This window comes from Streptomyces sp. Je 1-369 (assembly GCF_026810505.1).
GTDB lineage: Bacteria > Actinomycetota > Actinomycetes > Streptomycetales > Streptomycetaceae > Streptomyces.
Genome location: NZ_CP101750.1, coordinates 3,218,946 through 3,234,874, shown reverse-complemented (window position 1 = coordinate 3,234,874; position 15,929 = coordinate 3,218,946). Strand labels below are relative to the sequence as shown.

Below are 15,929 nucleotides of genomic sequence, written 5' to 3'. Positions count from 1 at the left end.
CTAACCTAATCTCGACTCCGTGTGGAGGCCGGGAGCCGGAAAACGAAACCGCCCCCTCCGGGCATGAAGGGGGCGGCGGGTGACGTGTCGTTACTTGAGCTTCTTCGCCTTCTCGATCGCGTCGGCCAGGTCCTCGAGGATCGGCGCGCACTTGTCGTACGAGAAGATCGGCTCCGCGATGCGCGGGATGACCTGTCCGGCCTTGACCGCGGGCAGCTTCTTCCAGGTCGGCTTGGCGATGTCGGCCGGCTGGATCGCCGACGAGCGGTTGTCCATCATGATGACGTCCGCCTTGTACTTGTCGACGTTCTCCCAGCTCAGGTTCTCGAACCAGCCGCCGGACTCCTTCTTGGCCTGCTCCGGGGGCTCGACGAGGTTCACGCCGAGCGCCTTGAAGTACTCCAGGTCGACGGAGAGGTTGGAGCCGGAGACGTAGAACAGGTCCTGGCTCGCGGAGCCGACGAGGACCTTGATGTCCTTGTGCGCCTTGGCGACCTTGCGCAGCCGCTCGGAGGCGTCCTCGAAGCGCTTCTTCGCCTTGACGACCTTGTCGGCCTTCACGTCCGCGCCGAGCGACTCGGCGAGCGCCTGGATGCGCTGGAGCGGGTGCGTGAGCTGGCGGTCGTAGACGCTGACGCCGACGCTCGGGGCGAGCTTGAGGATCTTGTCCTTGCTCTCCTCCGGGACGTACCAGAGGGTGCCCTTGTCATCGAACATCGTGGAGATCAGCACGTCCGGGGCGAGGCCCGCGTACTTCTCGATGTTGAACTGGCCCCACTCGTTGCCGATGATCGTCAGCTTGCTGATGTCCATGTCGCCGGCCTGGACGTCGGCCTTGCCGTCCTTGGTCTTCGTCGGGCCGAAGACGCCCTTGACCTCGATGCCGTAGTCGAACAGGGCGGCGGCGACACCGGTGAACGCCACGATGTTCTTCGGCGTCGCGTCGCGCTTCGCGGTCGTGCCGCGGTCGTCCTTGAAGCTCCAGGGGCCGGTCTTGCCGCCGCCCTCGGTCTTGCCCGACCCGTCCTTCTTCTCGCTGCCGCAGGCCGCGAGGGCGGCGGTGAGGCCGAGGGCGCCGCCGGCGGCGAGGATGCCCCGGCGGGACGGCTGGGGGAGGCGGACCTGGCGCATGTGGGGTCTCTGCTTTCGTGACGTACGGCGGCGGGGCCGCTGGCCGGAATTAGAGCTTAGGCTAACCTAAGCTAACTCCGGGTCCTGCGCCCCCTCGCGGTACGACTCCCGATCAGCCTGCCTCAGCGGGCATCAGCTGACTCAGTAGCTGACATCAGCTCGCGAAGCCCAGTTCCCGGGCGATCAGCATGCGCTGCACCTCGCTCGTCCCCTCGCCGATCTCCAGGATCTTCGAGTCCCGCCACATGCGGGCGACCGGGTACTCGTTCATGAAGCCGTACCCCCCGTGGATCTGCGTGGCCTCGCGGGCGTTGTCCACCGCGACCGTCGACGAGTAGAGCTTGGCGATGGCCGCCTGCTTCTTGAAGGGCTCGCCCGCGACCAGCCGCGACGCCGCGTCGTACCACCCCACGCGCGCCATGTGCGCCCGCGTCTCCATGTCGGCGATCTTGAACTGGATGGCCTGGTTCGCGCCGATCGGCCTGCCGAAGGCGTGCCGCTCCCGCGCGTACTTCACCGATTCGTCCACACACCCCTGGGCGAGACCGGTGGCCAGCGCGGAGATCGCGATCCGGCCCTCGTCGAGGATGCGCAGGAACTGCGCGTACCCCCGGCCCTCCTCGCCGAGCAGGTTCGCCGCAGGGACGCGGACGTCGGAGAAGGACAGCTCGCGGGTGTCCGAGGCGTTCCACCCCACCTTCGAGTAGGGCGCGGCGACCGTGAACCCGGGCGTGCCCGACGGCACGATGATCGAGGAGATCAGCGGGCGCCCGTCGTCCTTGCGACCGGTGACGGCGGTGACCGTGACCAGGCCCGTGATGTCCGTGCCGGAGTTGGTGATGAAGCACTTGGAGCCGTTGATCACCCACTCGTCGCCGTCGCGCACCGCCGTCGTGCGCGTCCCGCCCGCGTCCGAGCCGCCGTCCGGCTCGGTCAGGCCGAACGCGCCGAGGGCCTCGCCCGCGCACAGCCGCGGCAGCCACTCCCGCTTCTGCTCCTCCGTGCCGAAGAGGTGCAGCGGCATCGCGCCGAGGGAGACGCCCGCCTCCAGGGTGATCGCCACGGACGAGTCGACGCGCGCGAGTTCCTCGAGGGCGATGCCCAGCGCGAAGTAGTCACCGCCCATCCCTCCGTACTCCTCCGGGAAGGGCAGGCCGAACAGGCCCATGCGGCCCATCTCGCGGACGATCTCGTACGGGAACTCGTGGCGCTCGTAGAAGTCGCCGATCTTGGGGGCGACGACGTCGTGCGCGAACGCCTCTACCGTGCGGCGCAGTTCCTCGTGCTCGGGGCTCAGACGGTGGTCCATCGTTGTTCACTGCTCCTGTGGGACGGCGGTCTGCTCTTCGTGGGAGCGGGCCGTGAGGGCACGGACGGTGCGGGACGGGCTCGGCCGGCCCAACTGGTCGGCCATCCAGGCGCTGGTGGCGCTGAGACGGACGAGGTCGACCCCGGTGTCGATGCCGAGGCCGTGGAGCATCCACACGAGGTCTTCGGTGGCGAGGTTGCCGGTGGCGCTCTTCGCGTACGGACAGCCGCCGAGGCCTCCCGCGGAGGCGTCCACCGTCGTCACGCCGTGCTGCAGGGCGGCGAGGGTGTTGGTGAGCGCCTGGCCGTACGTGTCGTGGAAGTGGACGCCGATGCGCTCGGTCGGCACCTGCACCGCGTTGAGCGCGGCGAGCATCGCCGAGACGTGGCCCGGCGTGGCCACGCCGATGGTGTCGCCGAGGCTCAGCTCGTCGCAGCCCATGTCGAGCAGGGCGCGGCAGACGCGGACGACCTTGGAGATCGGGACGGCGCCCTCCCAGGGGTCGCCGAAGCACATCGACAGATAGCCGCGCACGTGCACGCCCTGCTCACGGGCGCGGGCGACCACCGGAGCGAACATCGCGAGGGCCTCGTCCACCGTGCGGTTGAGGTTGGCGCGGGCGAACGACTCGGTGGCGCTGGCGAACACTCCGACGCGGTGCGCGCCGAGCGCGAGGGCGCGGTCCAGACCGCGTTCGTTCGGTACGAGGACCGGCAGGTGGACGCCCTGGAGGTCGCCGAGGAGCGGGAAGAGGTCCTCGGCGTCGGCCAGTTGGGGCACCCATTTGGGGTGCACGAAGCTGGTCGCCTCGACGGTGGTGAGGCCCGCGTCGGCGAGGCGGTGGATGAACTCCGCCTTGATCTCCGTGGGGACGACCGTCTTCTCGTTCTGCAGGCCGTCGCGTGCGCCCACTTCGTGGATGCGGACGCGGGTGGGCAGGCCGCGGGTCGGCACGACCATGGGGAGCGGTGCGGACGCCAGCTCAAGGGGGTCGGTGCTGGTCATTCCTGTTCCTCCTCGGGGGTGACGACGGCGAGGACCTGGTCCATGGCGACGGTCGTGCCCGGGGTGACGTCGAGTTCGGTGACGGTGCCCGCGTGCGGGGCGGAGATGACGTGCTCCATCTTCATCGCCTCGACGACGAGCAGGCTCTGGCCCGCGGCCACCGTGTCGCCGGGGGAGACCTTCACGACGGTGACGGTGCCGGGCATGGGGGCGGTGAGCGCGTCGGCCCCGGCGTGCGCGGCGCCGGTGAGGGAGGCGGCGACGGGGTCGTGGTCCTGGACGTGCCAGGCGTCGCCGTCCCGGCCCAGCCAGTCGCCCGCGCGGCGGAAGGTGTGCAGGGTGCCGTCGACGGTGACGCGCACGCGGTCGGCGGTGACGGTGCGGCCGGTGTCGCGGAGGCGGTGGGTGACGGGTTCGAGTCCCGCGGCCTTGAGCCAGTGCGTCACGGGCGCCGGGGTGCCGCCGAGCCGCCAGCCGTTCGGCACGGAGAAGGGGTCGGTCCAGCCGTCGCCGCCGCCCACGGGCTTGAGGGCGTCCTCGCGGACCGCGGCCGCCGCCTCGTACACCTCGTCGGGCACGCCGTCCGGGACGAGTCCGTCCGCCTCGCGCTCCACGAGGCCCGTGTCCAGGTCGCCCGCGACGACCGCCGGGTGCGCGAGGAGGCGGCGCAGGAAGCCCGCGTTCGTCGGCACACCGAGGGTGACCGTGTCCGCGAGGGCGGCGCGCAGCTTGCGCAGGGCCGTCGCGCGGTCCGGGCCGTACGCGATGACCTTCGACAGCATCGGGTCGTAGAGGCTGCCGACCTCGGTGCCCTCGCTGAGGCCGGAGTCGGTGCGCACGCCGTCGCCCTGCGGCTCGTGCAGCGCCAGGATCGTGCCGCCCGAGGGGAGGAACCCGCGCGCGGGGTCCTCGGCGCAGATGCGGGCCTCCACCGCGTGCCCGGTGAGGGTGATGTCGTGCTGGGCGAACGGCAGCGGCTCGCCCGCGGCCACGCGCAGCTGCCACTCGACGAGGTCGAGGCCGGTGATGCGCTCCGTGACGGGGTGCTCCACCTGGAGGCGGGTGTTCATCTCCATGAAGTAGTACGACGACGGGTCGCCGCCGGGGACGATGAACTCGACCGTGCCCGCGCCCGCGTACCCGCACGAGCGGGCCGCCTGGACCGCGGCTTCGCCCATCGCCGCGCGCGTGGCCTCGTCGAGCAGGACGCTCGGGGCCTCCTCGATGATCTTCTGGTGGCGGCGCTGGAGGGAGCACTCGCGCTCGCCGAGGTGCACCACGTTGCCGTGGCCGTCCGCGAGGACCTGGATCTCGATGTGCCGGGGGCGGTCGACCCAGCGCTCCACGAGCAGCGTGTCGTCGCCGAAGGAGGCGCGGGCCTCACGGCGGGCCGCCGCGATCTCGTCGGCGATGAGCGCCTCGTCGCGGACCAGGCGCATGCCCTTGCCGCCGCCGCCCGCGCTCGGCTTGAGCAGCACCGGGGTGCCGATCTCGCGTGCCGCGTCCGCCAGTTGGGCGTCGGTCAGGCCGCTGCCCGATGAGCCGGGCACGACCGGCACCCCGGCGGCCTGCACGGTCGCCTTGGCGCGGATCTTGTCGCCCATGAGGGCGATGGCCGCGGCGGGCGGGCCGATGAAGGTCAGGCCCGCGTCGGCGCAGGCCTGCGCGAACTCCGCGTTCTCGGCCAGGAAGCCGTACCCCGGATGGACCGCCTGGGCGCCGGACTTCGCCGCCGCCTCCAGGATGCGCTCCACGGACAGATAGCTCTCGGCGGCCGGGGCCGGGCCGATCCGTACCGCCGTGTCGGCCTCGCGCACGTGCCGGGCGTCCGCGTCCGCGTCGCTGAAGACGGCGACCGAGCGGACGCCCATCTCGCGCAGCGTGCGGATGACGCGGACCGCGATCTCGCCCCGGTTGGCGACCAGAACCGTGTCGAACATCGTCATTCGTTCCTCACATCCGGAAGACGCCGAAGCCGGGCTCACCCAAGGGGGCGCCCGCGCACGCGGTCAGGGCGAGACCCAGCACCTGCCGGGTCTCCATGGGGTCGATCACGCCGTCGTCCCAGAGGCGGGCCGTGGCGTAGTACGCGTTCCCCTGCTCCTCGTACTGCGCGCGGATCGGGTCCTTGAAGGTCTCCTCGTCCTCGGCGCTCCACTGCTCGCCGCGGGCCTCCAGCTGGTCGCGCTTGACCGTGGCGAGGACGGAGGCGGCCTGCTCGCCGCCCATCACGGAGATCTTGGCGTTGGGCCACATCCACAGGAAGCGGGGGCTGTAGGCCCGGCCGCACATCGAGTAGTTGCCCGCTCCGTACGAACCGCCGACGACGACCGTCAGCTTCGGCACGCGCGTGGAGGCGACGGCCGTCACCATCTTCGCGCCGTGCTTGGCGATGCCGCCCGCCTCATAGTCCCGCCCGACCATGAAGCCGGAGATGTTCTGCAGGAAGACCAGGGGGATGCCGCGCTGGTCGCAGAGCTCGATGAAGTGGGCGCCCTTCTGGGCGGATTCGGAGAACAGGATGCCGTTGTTCGCGATGATCCCGACGGGGTGGCCGTGGATGTGGGCGAAGCCGGTGACCAGCGTCGTCCCGTACTCCGACTTGAACTCGGCGAAGCGGGAGCCGTCGACCACGCGCGCGATGACCTCCCGCACGTCGTACGGGGTGCGGGAGTCCGTGGGCACCGCTCCGTACAACCCCAGGGGGTCGACCTTCGGCTCCTCGGCGGGCTGCACCGGCCAGGGCAGCGGGGCGCGCTCGGGGAGGGTCGAGACGATCGTGCGCACGATGCGCAGGGCGTGTGCGTCGTCCTCCGCGAGGTGGTCGGTGACGCCGGAGGTGCGCGAGTGGACCTCGCCGCCGCCCAGCTCCTCGGCCGTGACGACCTCGCCGGTCGCGGCCTTCACCAGGGGCGGGCCGCCGAGGAAGATCGTGCCCTGCTCGCGCACGATCACCGCCTCGTCGCTCATCGCGGGCACATACGCCCCGCCGGCCGTGCAGGACCCGAGGACGGCGGCGATCTGCGGGACGGCGGCGGCCGACATCCGCGCCTGGTTGTAGAAGATCCGTCCGAAGTGCTCGCGGTCGGGGAAGACCTCGTCCTGCATCGGCAGGAAGGCGCCGCCCGAGTCGACCAGGTAGAGACACGGGAGGCGGTTCTCCAGGGCCACCTCCTGGGCGCGGAGGTGCTTCTTCACGGTCATGGGGTAGTACGTGCCGCCCTTGACCGTGGCGTCATTGGCGACGATCACGCACTCGCGGCCCGAGACCCGGCCGATGCCCGCGATGACGCCGGCCGCGGGGGCACCCCCGCCGTACAGCCCGTCCGCCGCGAGCGGGGCCAGCTCCAGGAAGGGCGAGCCGGGGTCGAGGAGCGTGTCCACCCGTTCGCGGGGCAGCAGCTTGCCGCGCGCCACGTGGCGGGCCCGCGCCCGCTCCCCGCCGCCGAGCGCGGCCGCCGCGAGCTTGGCCCGCAGCTCGTCGACGAGGGCGGTGTGCGCCGCCTCGTTCGCCCGCCATGCCTCGGACGCGGGGTCAGCCGCGCTCGTCAGCACTGGTGCCTGCCGCATCAGTCGAGCCCCCTTGCTGGGTCCATTCGGTCGCACCGGGTCCGGCGGATCGACTCCCGGACCGGTTAATGACCGTTAACGCGTTTCCTTCAGGTTAACGAGCGCTAACCGGCCTGTCTAGAATCAATTCCATGGCCACGAGAACCGACGCCCCCACCCGGCGCGAGCAGATCCTCAAGGAGGCCGCCCGGCTCTTCGCCGAGCGGGGCTTCCACGGAGTCGGAGTCGACGAGATAGGAGCCGCCGTCGGCATCAGCGGCCCCGGGCTCTACCGGCACTTCGCGGGCAAGGACGCAATGCTCGCCGAGCTGCTCGTCGGTATCAGCGGGCAGCTCCTGACGGGCGGCAAGCACTGCGTGGCCGATGTGGGCGGATCACCCGAACGGGTTCTCGACGCGCTCATCCAGGGGCACATCGACTTCGCGCTCGACGACCGCTCCCTGATCACCCTGCACGACCGTGAGCTCGACCGGCTCCGGGACAGTGACCGCAAGCTGGTCCGTCAGCTCCAGCGGCAGTACGTCGAGATCTGGGTCGACGTCGTCCGCAAGGTCTACCCGGACCTCGCCGAGAACGCCGCGCGCGTGGCCGTGCACGCGGTCTTCGGGCTGCTGAACTCCACGCCGCACCTGAGCCGTCGCGACATGCTGCCCAGCCGGGCGGCGATGGCGGAACTCCTGCACCGCCTGGCCCGGGGGGCCTTCGCGGCCGCCGCAGAGTGACACGTATCTCTGGACGCTCTGGTGACTGCCGGGTAACCTTCCTCTGAGCAAGCGCTTAGTCGATGTAAGCAGATACAGGCAGATGCAGGCAGAAGGAGTTCTCCGTGCGCCGTACCGTTTTCGATGAGGACCACGAGGCGTTCCGGGAGACCCTGCGCGCCTTCATCGAGGCCGAGGTCGTCCCCGTCCACGACGAGTGGTTCGCCGCGGGTCAGGTGCCGCGCGAGTTCTACTACAAGCTCGCGGAGCTGGGCCTCTTCGGCATCAACGTCCCCGAGGAGTTCGGCGGCGCCGGGCTGGACACCCACAAGTTCGAGGCCATCCAGTACGAGGAGACCGCCCGCGCGGGCGTCACCTTCGGCGGCTCCGGCGTGCACGTGCTGCTCGCCCTGCCCTACATCAAGGCGCTCGCCACCGACGAGCAGAAGAAGCGCTACCTGGAGAAGTTCGTCTCCGCCGAGGAGATGTGGGCCCTCGCGATGACCGAGCCGGGCACCGGCTCCGACCTCGCGGGCATGAAGAGCACGGCCAAGCTCTCCGAGGACGGCACCCACTACCTCCTCAACGGCTCCAAGACCTTCATCACCGGCGGCGTGCACGCCGACCGCGTGATCGTCTGCGCCCGGACCTCCGCGCCCACCGCCGAGGACCGTCGCTACGGCATCTCGCTCTTCGCCGTCGACACCAAGTCCGAGGGCTACTCCATCGGCCGCAAGCTCGACAAGCTCGGCCTGAAGACCTCCGACACCGCCGAGCTCGCGTTCGTCGACGTCAAGGTGCCCGTCGAGGACCTCCTCGGCGAGGAGAACAAGGGCTTCTACTACCTCGGGAGCAACCTGCCCTCCGAGCGCTGGGGCATCGCCTACGGAGCGTACGCACAGGCCAAGGCCGCCGTCCGGTTCGCCAAGGAGTACGTCCAGGACCGCACGGTCTTCGGCAAGACGGTCGCCTCCTTCCAGAACACCAAGTTCGAGCTGGCCGCCTGCCAGGCCGAGGTCGACGCCGCCGAGGCCGTCGCCGACCGCGCCCTTGAGGCCCTGGACGCGGGCGAGCTGACCGCCGCCGAGGCCGCCTCCGCGAAGCTCTTCAACACCGAGGTCGCGCACCGCGTCATCGACAAGTGCCTCCAGCTGCACGGTGGCTACGGCTTCATGAACGAGTACCCCATCGCCCGCCTGTACGCGGACAACCGCGTCAACCGCATCTACGGCGGCACCAGCGAGGTCATGAAGATGATCATCGCGAAGAACATGGGCCTGTAGGACGCCTGTAGAACTACCTTCATGAACCAGGCACTTGAAGCCCTCCTCGATCTGCTCGACCTGGAGCAGATCGAGGAGGACATCTTCCGGGGCGTGAGCCGCTCGGCGCTCGTGCCCCGCGTCTTCGGCGGCCAGGTCGCCGCACAGGCCCTCGTCGCCGCCGGACGCACCGTCCCCGACGATCGTCCCGCCCATTCCTTGCACGCGTACTTCCTGCGCCCCGGGGACCCCGGCGCGCCCATCGTGTACACGGTCGACCGGATCCGGGACGGCCGTTCCTTCACCACGCGCCGCGTCGTCGCCGTCCAGCACGGGCACCCGATCTTCCACCTCTCCGCGTCCTTCCAGACGTACGAGGAGGGCCTGGAGCACCAGAGCGGCATGCCGGAAGCGCCCGACCCGGAGACGCTGCCCACCGCCGCCGAGACGCTCCCGCGCCACCTGCCGCGAGACGTCGCCGACCGGCTGCTTGAGACCCGCGCCGCCGTCGACCTGCGCTACGTCGACGAGCCGCCCTGGGCCACCGTCGGACAGCCCCGCGAACCGCGCTCCCAGGTCTGGTTCCGCGCCAACGGCAAGCTGGCCGACGACTCCCTGCTGCACGTCTGCCTCGCCACGTACGTCTCCGACATGACGCTCCTCGACTCGGTGCTGCTCGCGCACGGCAGGGGCGGCTGGGCCGTCGGCGACGTGGTCGGCGCGTCGCTCGACCACGCCATGTGGTTCCACCGCCCCTTCAGGGCCGACGAATGGCTCCTCTACGACCAGGAGTCGCCGTCGTCCTCCGGCGGACGCGGCCTCGGCCAGGCGCGGATCTGGACACAGGCCGGGCGGCTCGCGGTGACGGTCATCCAGGAGGGCGTCGTTCGCGTTCCTCGCTGATCGGACATACCGTCCGATACATGAGTGAGCAACCCTCCGAGGCGGGCGGCGAGAGCACCTTCACCGTCATCGTCGCCGCCGTCGCCAACCTCGGGATCGCGCTGGCCAAGGCCGTCGCGGGCGTCATCAGCGGCTCCAGCGCCATGCTCTCCGAAGCGGCGCACTCCGTGGCCGACACCGTCACCGAGCTGATGCTGCTCGTCTCCCTGAAAGCCAGTGACAAGCCCGCCGACGAGGAGCACCCCCTCGGCTACGGAGGCGCCCGCTACATCTGGGCGCTCCTCGCCTCCGTCGCCACGTTCGTCGGCGGCGGCGTCTTCGCCGTCTACGACGGCATCCACACCCTCACCCACGGCGAGGACCCCGGGGACCCCCTCATCTCGTACATCGTGCTCGGCATCGCCTTCCTCCTGGAGGGCTACTCGCTGCGCACCGGCCTCAAGCAGGCGCGCGGCGAGGCCGACCGCTTCGGAGTCCACATCAAGCGCTACCTGCGCCACACCCCCGACACCGCGGTCAAAGCCGTCGTGATGGAGGACTCCGCGGCGCTGGTCGGCCTCGTGCTCGCCGCGGCCGGACTCCTCGGCGGACAGCTCACCGGGTCCGGCGCGTGGGACGGCATCGCCTCGCTCTGCATCGGCGTGCTCCTCGTGTACGTCGCCTGGGTCCTCGGACACGCCAACTCCGAGCTCCTCATCGGACGCCCGCTGCCCCCGGAGATGCGGGCCGCGGTCCGCGCCGAACTCCTCGCCGACCCGCACGTGGTGGACGTACTGGAGCTGACCACGCTCCTTCAGGGGCCCAAGGAGGCCCTGGTCGCCGCGAAGGTCGACTTTCGGGACATGTCGAGCGCGGCGGACATCGAGCGGGCCTGCGACCGGATGGCCCTCCGCATCCAGGAACGCTTCCCCGCGGTCCGCAGGGTCTACCTGGACCCGACGCCGGGCCCCGCTCAGGAGCCGGGCGTCAGCCCCGCCGCGGCGAGCAGGTAGGCCGTCATCGGGTCGTAGTGGCGCGGGCTCGTCACATGGTCGTCGAGCGGCACGGTCACCTGCACGGTGCCCTCGGCCTCGCCGATGAACAGCGCGGGGTCGTTGCAGTCCGCGTAGCCGACGGAGTCCACGCCGCGCTGGCCCGCGCGGCCCGCCCAGCCGTGGTCGGCGACGACCAGGTCCGGGTGCGGGCGTCCCTCGCGCTCCAGGCCGTCCAGGATCGCGTTCATCGGCTCCGGCGAGTGCGTGTGCCACAGCGTCGCGCCGCGCTCCAGCATCGCGACGTCCGCGAACTGGAAGACCATGCCCTCGTCGGCCGTCAGGCCCTCGGGGATCACGACGATCTCGCAGCCCGCGGCGCGCAGCGCGGCGGCCGTCGCGCGGTGCACGTCGAGCAGTCCTCCGGGGTGACCCGTGGCGAAAAGCACCCTCTCCTTGCCGGCGGCCGCCTTCCGCAGACGGGCGGCCATCCGCTCCAGGGCGTCGACCGTCAGCTCCGGGTCGATCGTGTCCTGGCCGTACCGGTGCTCCGGGTCGTCGATGACGCCGCAACGCTCGGCCATCACCGCGAGGACGTCCTGCTCGTCCGTCCAGCGGTCGCCGAGCTCAAGCCCCAGCCAGTAGTGGCGGTCGCCGTTCGCGAGCTTCCTGTAGTGGCTGAGGTTGTTGTCGCGGGGCGTGGCTACGTCGCCCGCGATGCGGGTGCGGACGAGGTGATCGACTAGCGCGGCGCGGCTGGGTATTGGCATGCCTCCTATTCTGCGGGACGAGTGCTTTGCGCTGGGGGCGGGTTTGTTCAGCCTGCGCCGCCCCCCCTTACGGGATTCCCTCAGTGGGCTCTGCTCAGGGCGAACCAGAGTTCCATGCGGACGTCCGGGTCGTTCAGGTCTGTGCCCAGCAGAGTCGTGCAGCGGGTGATGCGTTGGCGGACCGTGTTGCGGTGGATTCCCAGGGCCACCGCCGTCCGGTCCCAGCTGCCGTGGAGGGAGAGCCAGGTGCGGAGGGTGGACAGCAGGGGCTCGTTGTCCGACAGGGGGGACAGCAGCACGCGCGCGTGGGCGTCGGCCTCCTCGGGGGCGATCAGGTCGGCGACTCCGTTGGCGTGCTGGCGGATCAGGGGGACCCGCGTGGCCTCCGCGCGGCGCAACGCGCGGGCCGCCTGTGCGTCGGCTGCCGCCAGGCCCGCCGCCGGGGCCGGTGCGGAGGCGCCCAGCGTCCAGCCCTCCAGGGGCGTGAGTTCGCGGTCCGCGGGGACGAGGAGGCGTACGGCGTGCTCGCCCGGGTCGACCAGCGCCGTGCCAAGCGCCGCGGCGAGCGCGGACGCCGACAGGGGAGTGGTCTGTTCTCCGCGCGCGTGCACCACGGTCCACAGGTCGCTCCCCAGGAGCGTGCCCACCTCGTGTGCCGGTGCGCCCAGGAGCAGGCGGACCAGCGCCGTCGACCGCGCCGCCTCCGACGTGCTCTGGTGTTCGCCCGTCAGAAGCGACAGCAGGACCACCGCCGCGCCCGCGATCGTGTGGTCGCCCGGCTCGCGGCGGTCCGTGGCGACCCCGAGCGCGAAGCCCCGGCCGCCGCCCAGCGCGTACGCGGCCAGATGCGTGGCGCCCGCCGTGTCGGCCGCGGAGGCCGGGGCGGCGGGGGCCGCGCGGCGTACTACGCCCGTCAGGTCGCGGAGTGCGTCCCGCGCCGCCTCCCGCATGAGGCCCGCCGACTGGAGCTCCGTGCCGTCAGGGCCGTACAGGACCGCCGTCCCGCTCAGCCGCGACGCCAGTTGGCGCAGGACCGCCGGAACCGGGTCCGTCCTTGCCGCCGCCGTGGCGAGGCCCTGCTGCGCCTCCGTGACCCGGCGCAGCTCCGCGTGGCGCGCCTCGGCCATCAGCCGCCACACCGCGCGGGCGACGCCGCTGAACGTGGTCCGCCGGGGGACTTCGACGAGTGGCAGGCCGTAGTGGTCGCAGGCCGCCACCAGGGCGTCCGGCACCGTGTCGTGCACGGGCGCCACGCCGAAGCCGAGGGCCGCGCCGCCCGCCGCGACGATGCGCGCCACATAGGCGTCGAGGGAGCCTCCCGCGTCCGCCGGATCCGCCGGGTCCGTGATGTGCACGCCCGCCGTGAGGAGCAGCTCGCCGCCCAGGAGGTACGGATACGGGTCCGCCATCTCCGAGGTGTGCACCCACTGCACGGCCGTGCCCGCCGCCCGCGCGTCGGGCCCGGCGACCTGCCGCAGGCCCAGGTCCTCCCGGGCGAGCAGCGCGGCGAGCGGTACCGGCGGGGTGGGTGGGGTGGGTGGCGGAGCCGTGGGAGAAGCGGGAGGGGGCGCGGGATCGGGCATATGGACAATCCATCCGTGCAGAACGCGGAGAGTAGAGGAAACGTACACTTCAGCGTTGCTTTCCGGCCACCTAAGGTCGTGCCGACCGGAGGCCGCGGGTACGGGCGGATGTCCCCGCGGCCGGTCCTCACCCCATCTGCACGACACGCCACCGAGGTGCGCGAAGGAGGCCCCCCATGGCCGTCGACTACACAGTGATCGTCGTCTATCTCGCCGGGATGCTGGCCATGGGCTGGTGGGGCATGCGCCGCGCCAAGTCCAAGAGTGAGTTCCTGGTCGCCGGTCGCCGCCTCGGGCCCTGGATGTACTCCGGGACCATGGCCGCGATCGTCCTCGGCGGCGCCTCCACCATCGGCGGCGTCGGCCTCGGCTACCAGTACGGGCTCTCCGGTGCCTGGATGGTCTTCACCATCGGCCTGGGGCTGCTCGCGCTGAGCGTGTTCTTCTCGGCCCGCATCGCGCGCCTGAAGGTCTACACCGTCTCCGAGATGCTCGACCTGCGCTACGGCGGGCGCGCGGGCGTCGTCTCCGGAGTGGTCATGTGGGCGTACACGCTGATGCTCGCGGTCACCTCGACCATCGCGTACGCCACGATCTTCGACGTCCTCTTCGACCTCAACCGCACCGTGGCGATCGTCATCGGCGGCTCGATCGTCGTCGCCTACTCGACGCTCGGCGGCATGTGGTCCATCACGCTCACCGACATGGTGCAGTTCGTGGTGAAGACGATCGGTGTGCTGCTGCTTCTGCTGCCCATCGCCGTCGTCAAGGCCGGCGGGTTCGGTGAGATGAAGGCCAAGCTGCCCACCGATGTACTTCGACCCGCTGGGCGTCGGCGGCGAGACGATCTTCACGTACGTGTTGATCTATACGTTCGGCATGCTCATCGGGCAGGACATCTGGCAGCGCGTCTTCACCGCCCGCAGCGACAAGGTCGCCCGCTACGGAGGCACCGTCGCCGGCACGTACTGCCTCGTCTACGCGATCGCGGGCGCCGTCATCGGCACCGCGGCCAAGGTCATGTACCCGAAGCTGCCGAGCGCCGACGCGGCCTTCGCGACCATCGTCAAGGACGAGCTGCCCATGGGTGTACGCGGCCTCGTCCTCGCCGCGGCGCTCGCCGCCGTGATGTCGACGTCCTCCGGCGCCCTCATCGCCTGCGCCACCGTCGCCAACAACGACATCTGGTCGCGGCTGCGGGGCGCGATGGGGAAGCCGGCCGGGGAGGAGCACGACGAGGTCAAGGGCAACCGCGCCTTCATCCTCGTCATGGGCGTCGCCGTCGTCGTCATCGCCATCGCGCTCAACGACGTCGTCGAGGCCCTGACCGTCGCGTACAACCTGCTCGTCGGCGGGCTCCTTGTGCCGATCCTCGGCGGGCTGCTGTGGCGGCGCGGGACGGCGGCGGGCGCGCTCGCGGCGGTCGCCGCCGGTGGCCTGTCCGTGATCGGGCTCATGTGGTGGTACGGGATCCTCGCCAACGAGCCCGTCTACTACGGCCTGTTGACCTCACTCGCCGTCTACGTAGTGGTCTCTTTCGCCACGAAGCCCACCGACGCCGCGGTCCTCGCCGCCTGGCGCGAACGCCTCGCCGGGCGCGGCGCCGAACCCGTCGCGGCACAGCCCGTGGCGGAACCGGCCCCCACACCTCAGTAAAGTCAGAAAGCGCCCACAAAGCGCGTCGAAGCGTAAAAAGGAAGGCATTCCATGAGCAGCAACGAGACGCCCCGCGGCCCCGTCGACTCCTCCCGCATCCCGCGCTACGCGGGCCCGGCGACGTACGCCCGGCTGCCCCGCCTCGACGAGGTCGGCGGCAGGACGGATGTCGCGGTGGTCGGCGTGCCGTTCGACTCCGGCGTCTCGTACCGTCCCGGCGCCCGCTTCGGCGGCAACGCGATCCGCGAGGCCTCCCGCCTCCTGCGCCCCTACAACCCGGCGCAGGACGCCTCGCCGTTCGCGCTCGCCCAGGTCGCGGACGCTGGTGACATAGCGGCCAACCCGTTCAACATCAACGAGGCCGTGGAGACCATCGAGGCCGCCGCCGACGACCTCCTCGGCTCCGGCGCCCGCATGATGACCCTCGGCGGCGACCACACCATCGCGCTGCCGCTGCTCCGCTCCGTCGCCAAGAAGCACGGCCCGGTCGCGCTGCTCCACTTCGACGCGCACCTGGACACCTGGGACACGTACTTCGGCGCCGAGTACACGCACGGCACGCCGTTCCGCCGCGCCGTCGAGGAGGGCATCCTCGACACCGAGGCGCTCTCCCACGTCGGCACGCGCGGCCCGCTGTACGGCAAGAAGGACCTCACCGACGACGAGAAGATGGGCTTCGGCATCGTCACCTCCGCGGACATCTACCGCCGCGGCGCCGACGAGGTCGCCGACCAGCTCCGCCAGCGCATCGGCGACCGTCCCCTCTACATCTCCATCGACATCGACTGCCTCGACCCGGCCCACGCGCCCGGCACCGGCACCCCCGAGGCGGGCGGCATGACCTCCCGCGAGCTCCTGGAGATCCTGCGCGGCCTCGCCTCCTGCAACCTCGTCTCCGCCGACGTCGTCGAGGTCGCCCCCGCCTACGACCACGCGGAGATCACCGCCGTCGCCGCCTCCCACACGGCGTACGAACTGACGACGATCATGAGCAGGCAGATCGCCGCCGCCCGCGGCGCGGAGCAGAGCACGAAGTGACCGCGGCCGCAAGGCTGTTGGGCGCCCGAG

The 15,929-nt window shown here is 71.2% G+C and carries 12 protein-coding genes and 1 pseudogene; 6 read left to right on the top strand and 7 right to left on the bottom strand.

Going from position 1 to position 15,929, the window contains the following annotated elements:
* Positions 1-90: 90 nt before the first annotated feature.
* From NOO62_RS14650 to NOO62_RS14630, 5 genes are all read right to left on the bottom strand, one after another.
* Positions 91-1,131: an ABC transporter substrate-binding protein gene (locus NOO62_RS14650; RefSeq protein WP_268771335.1), complete on the bottom strand. Its 1,041-nt coding sequence runs from the start codon at positions 1,129-1,131 to the stop codon at positions 91-93.
* Positions 1,132-1,285: 154 nt separating this feature from the next.
* Positions 1,286-2,440 (bottom strand): acyl-CoA dehydrogenase family protein, encoded by a 1,155-nt coding sequence (locus tag NOO62_RS14645; RefSeq protein WP_150218532.1) that lies wholly within the window; start codon positions 2,438-2,440, stop codon positions 1,286-1,288.
* Between the two features lie 6 nt (positions 2,441-2,446).
* Positions 2,447-3,445 (bottom strand): hydroxymethylglutaryl-CoA lyase, encoded by a 999-nt coding sequence (locus tag NOO62_RS14640; RefSeq protein ID WP_268771334.1) that lies wholly within the window; start codon positions 3,443-3,445, stop codon positions 2,447-2,449.
* The gene (locus NOO62_RS14635) at positions 3,442-5,385 is read right to left on the bottom strand and encodes an acetyl/propionyl/methylcrotonyl-CoA carboxylase subunit alpha (protein WP_268771333.1); all 1,944 of its coding nucleotides are present in this window, start codon (positions 5,383-5,385) and stop codon (positions 3,442-3,444) included. The genes NOO62_RS14640 and NOO62_RS14635 overlap by 4 nt, the downstream gene beginning before the upstream one ends.
* Before the next feature lie 13 nt (positions 5,386-5,398).
* Positions 5,399-7,015: a carboxyl transferase domain-containing protein gene (locus NOO62_RS14630; protein ID WP_268771332.1), complete on the bottom strand. Its 1,617-nt coding sequence runs from the start codon at positions 7,013-7,015 to the stop codon at positions 5,399-5,401.
* A 131-nt stretch (positions 7,016-7,146) separates the two neighbouring features.
* Between NOO62_RS14630 and NOO62_RS14625 the strand changes: the two genes are divergently transcribed.
* The 4 genes from NOO62_RS14625 (at position 7,147) to NOO62_RS14610 (ending at position 10,873) form a co-directional block, all read left to right on the top strand.
* On the top strand, positions 7,147-7,737 hold the full coding sequence (locus NOO62_RS14625) for a TetR/AcrR family transcriptional regulator (RefSeq protein WP_268771331.1): 591 nt from the start codon (positions 7,147-7,149) through the stop codon (positions 7,735-7,737).
* Between the two features lie 104 nt (positions 7,738-7,841).
* On the top strand, positions 7,842-8,999 hold the full coding sequence (locus NOO62_RS14620; protein ID WP_268771330.1) for an acyl-CoA dehydrogenase family protein: 1,158 nt from the start codon (positions 7,842-7,844) through the stop codon (positions 8,997-8,999).
* 21 nt (positions 9,000-9,020) lie between these two features.
* Positions 9,021-9,881, top strand: coding sequence for an acyl-CoA thioesterase (locus tag NOO62_RS14615; RefSeq protein ID WP_268771329.1), 861 nt, complete (start codon positions 9,021-9,023; stop codon positions 9,879-9,881).
* A 20-nt stretch (positions 9,882-9,901) separates the two neighbouring features.
* Positions 9,902-10,873, top strand: a complete 972-nt coding sequence (locus NOO62_RS14610; RefSeq protein WP_268771328.1) for a cation diffusion facilitator family transporter — start codon at positions 9,902-9,904, stop codon at positions 10,871-10,873.
* Here the strand turns inward: NOO62_RS14610 and NOO62_RS14605 are convergent.
* Both NOO62_RS14605 and NOO62_RS14600 read right to left on the bottom strand, forming a co-directional pair.
* A complete protein-coding gene (locus NOO62_RS14605) occupies positions 10,834-11,622 on the bottom strand; it encodes a phosphatase (protein ID WP_268771327.1) in 789 nt (262 codons plus the stop codon). The genes NOO62_RS14610 and NOO62_RS14605 overlap by 40 nt on opposite strands.
* Before the next feature lie 80 nt (positions 11,623-11,702).
* Positions 11,703-13,205 (bottom strand): PucR family transcriptional regulator, encoded by a 1,503-nt coding sequence (locus NOO62_RS14600; protein WP_268771326.1) that lies wholly within the window; start codon positions 13,203-13,205, stop codon positions 11,703-11,705.
* 176 nt (positions 13,206-13,381) lie between these two features.
* Between NOO62_RS14600 and NOO62_RS14595 the strand changes: the two are divergent.
* Positions 13,382-14,861, top strand: a pseudogene (locus tag NOO62_RS14595) (sodium:solute symporter).
* A gap of 51 nt (positions 14,862-14,912) precedes the next feature.
* Positions 14,913-15,899 carry an agmatinase gene (gene speB / locus NOO62_RS14590; protein WP_268771325.1) on the top strand — a complete coding sequence of 329 codons (987 nt, stop codon included), beginning with the start codon at positions 14,913-14,915 and terminating at the stop codon, positions 15,897-15,899.
* The last annotated feature ends 30 nt before the right edge of the window (positions 15,900-15,929 follow it).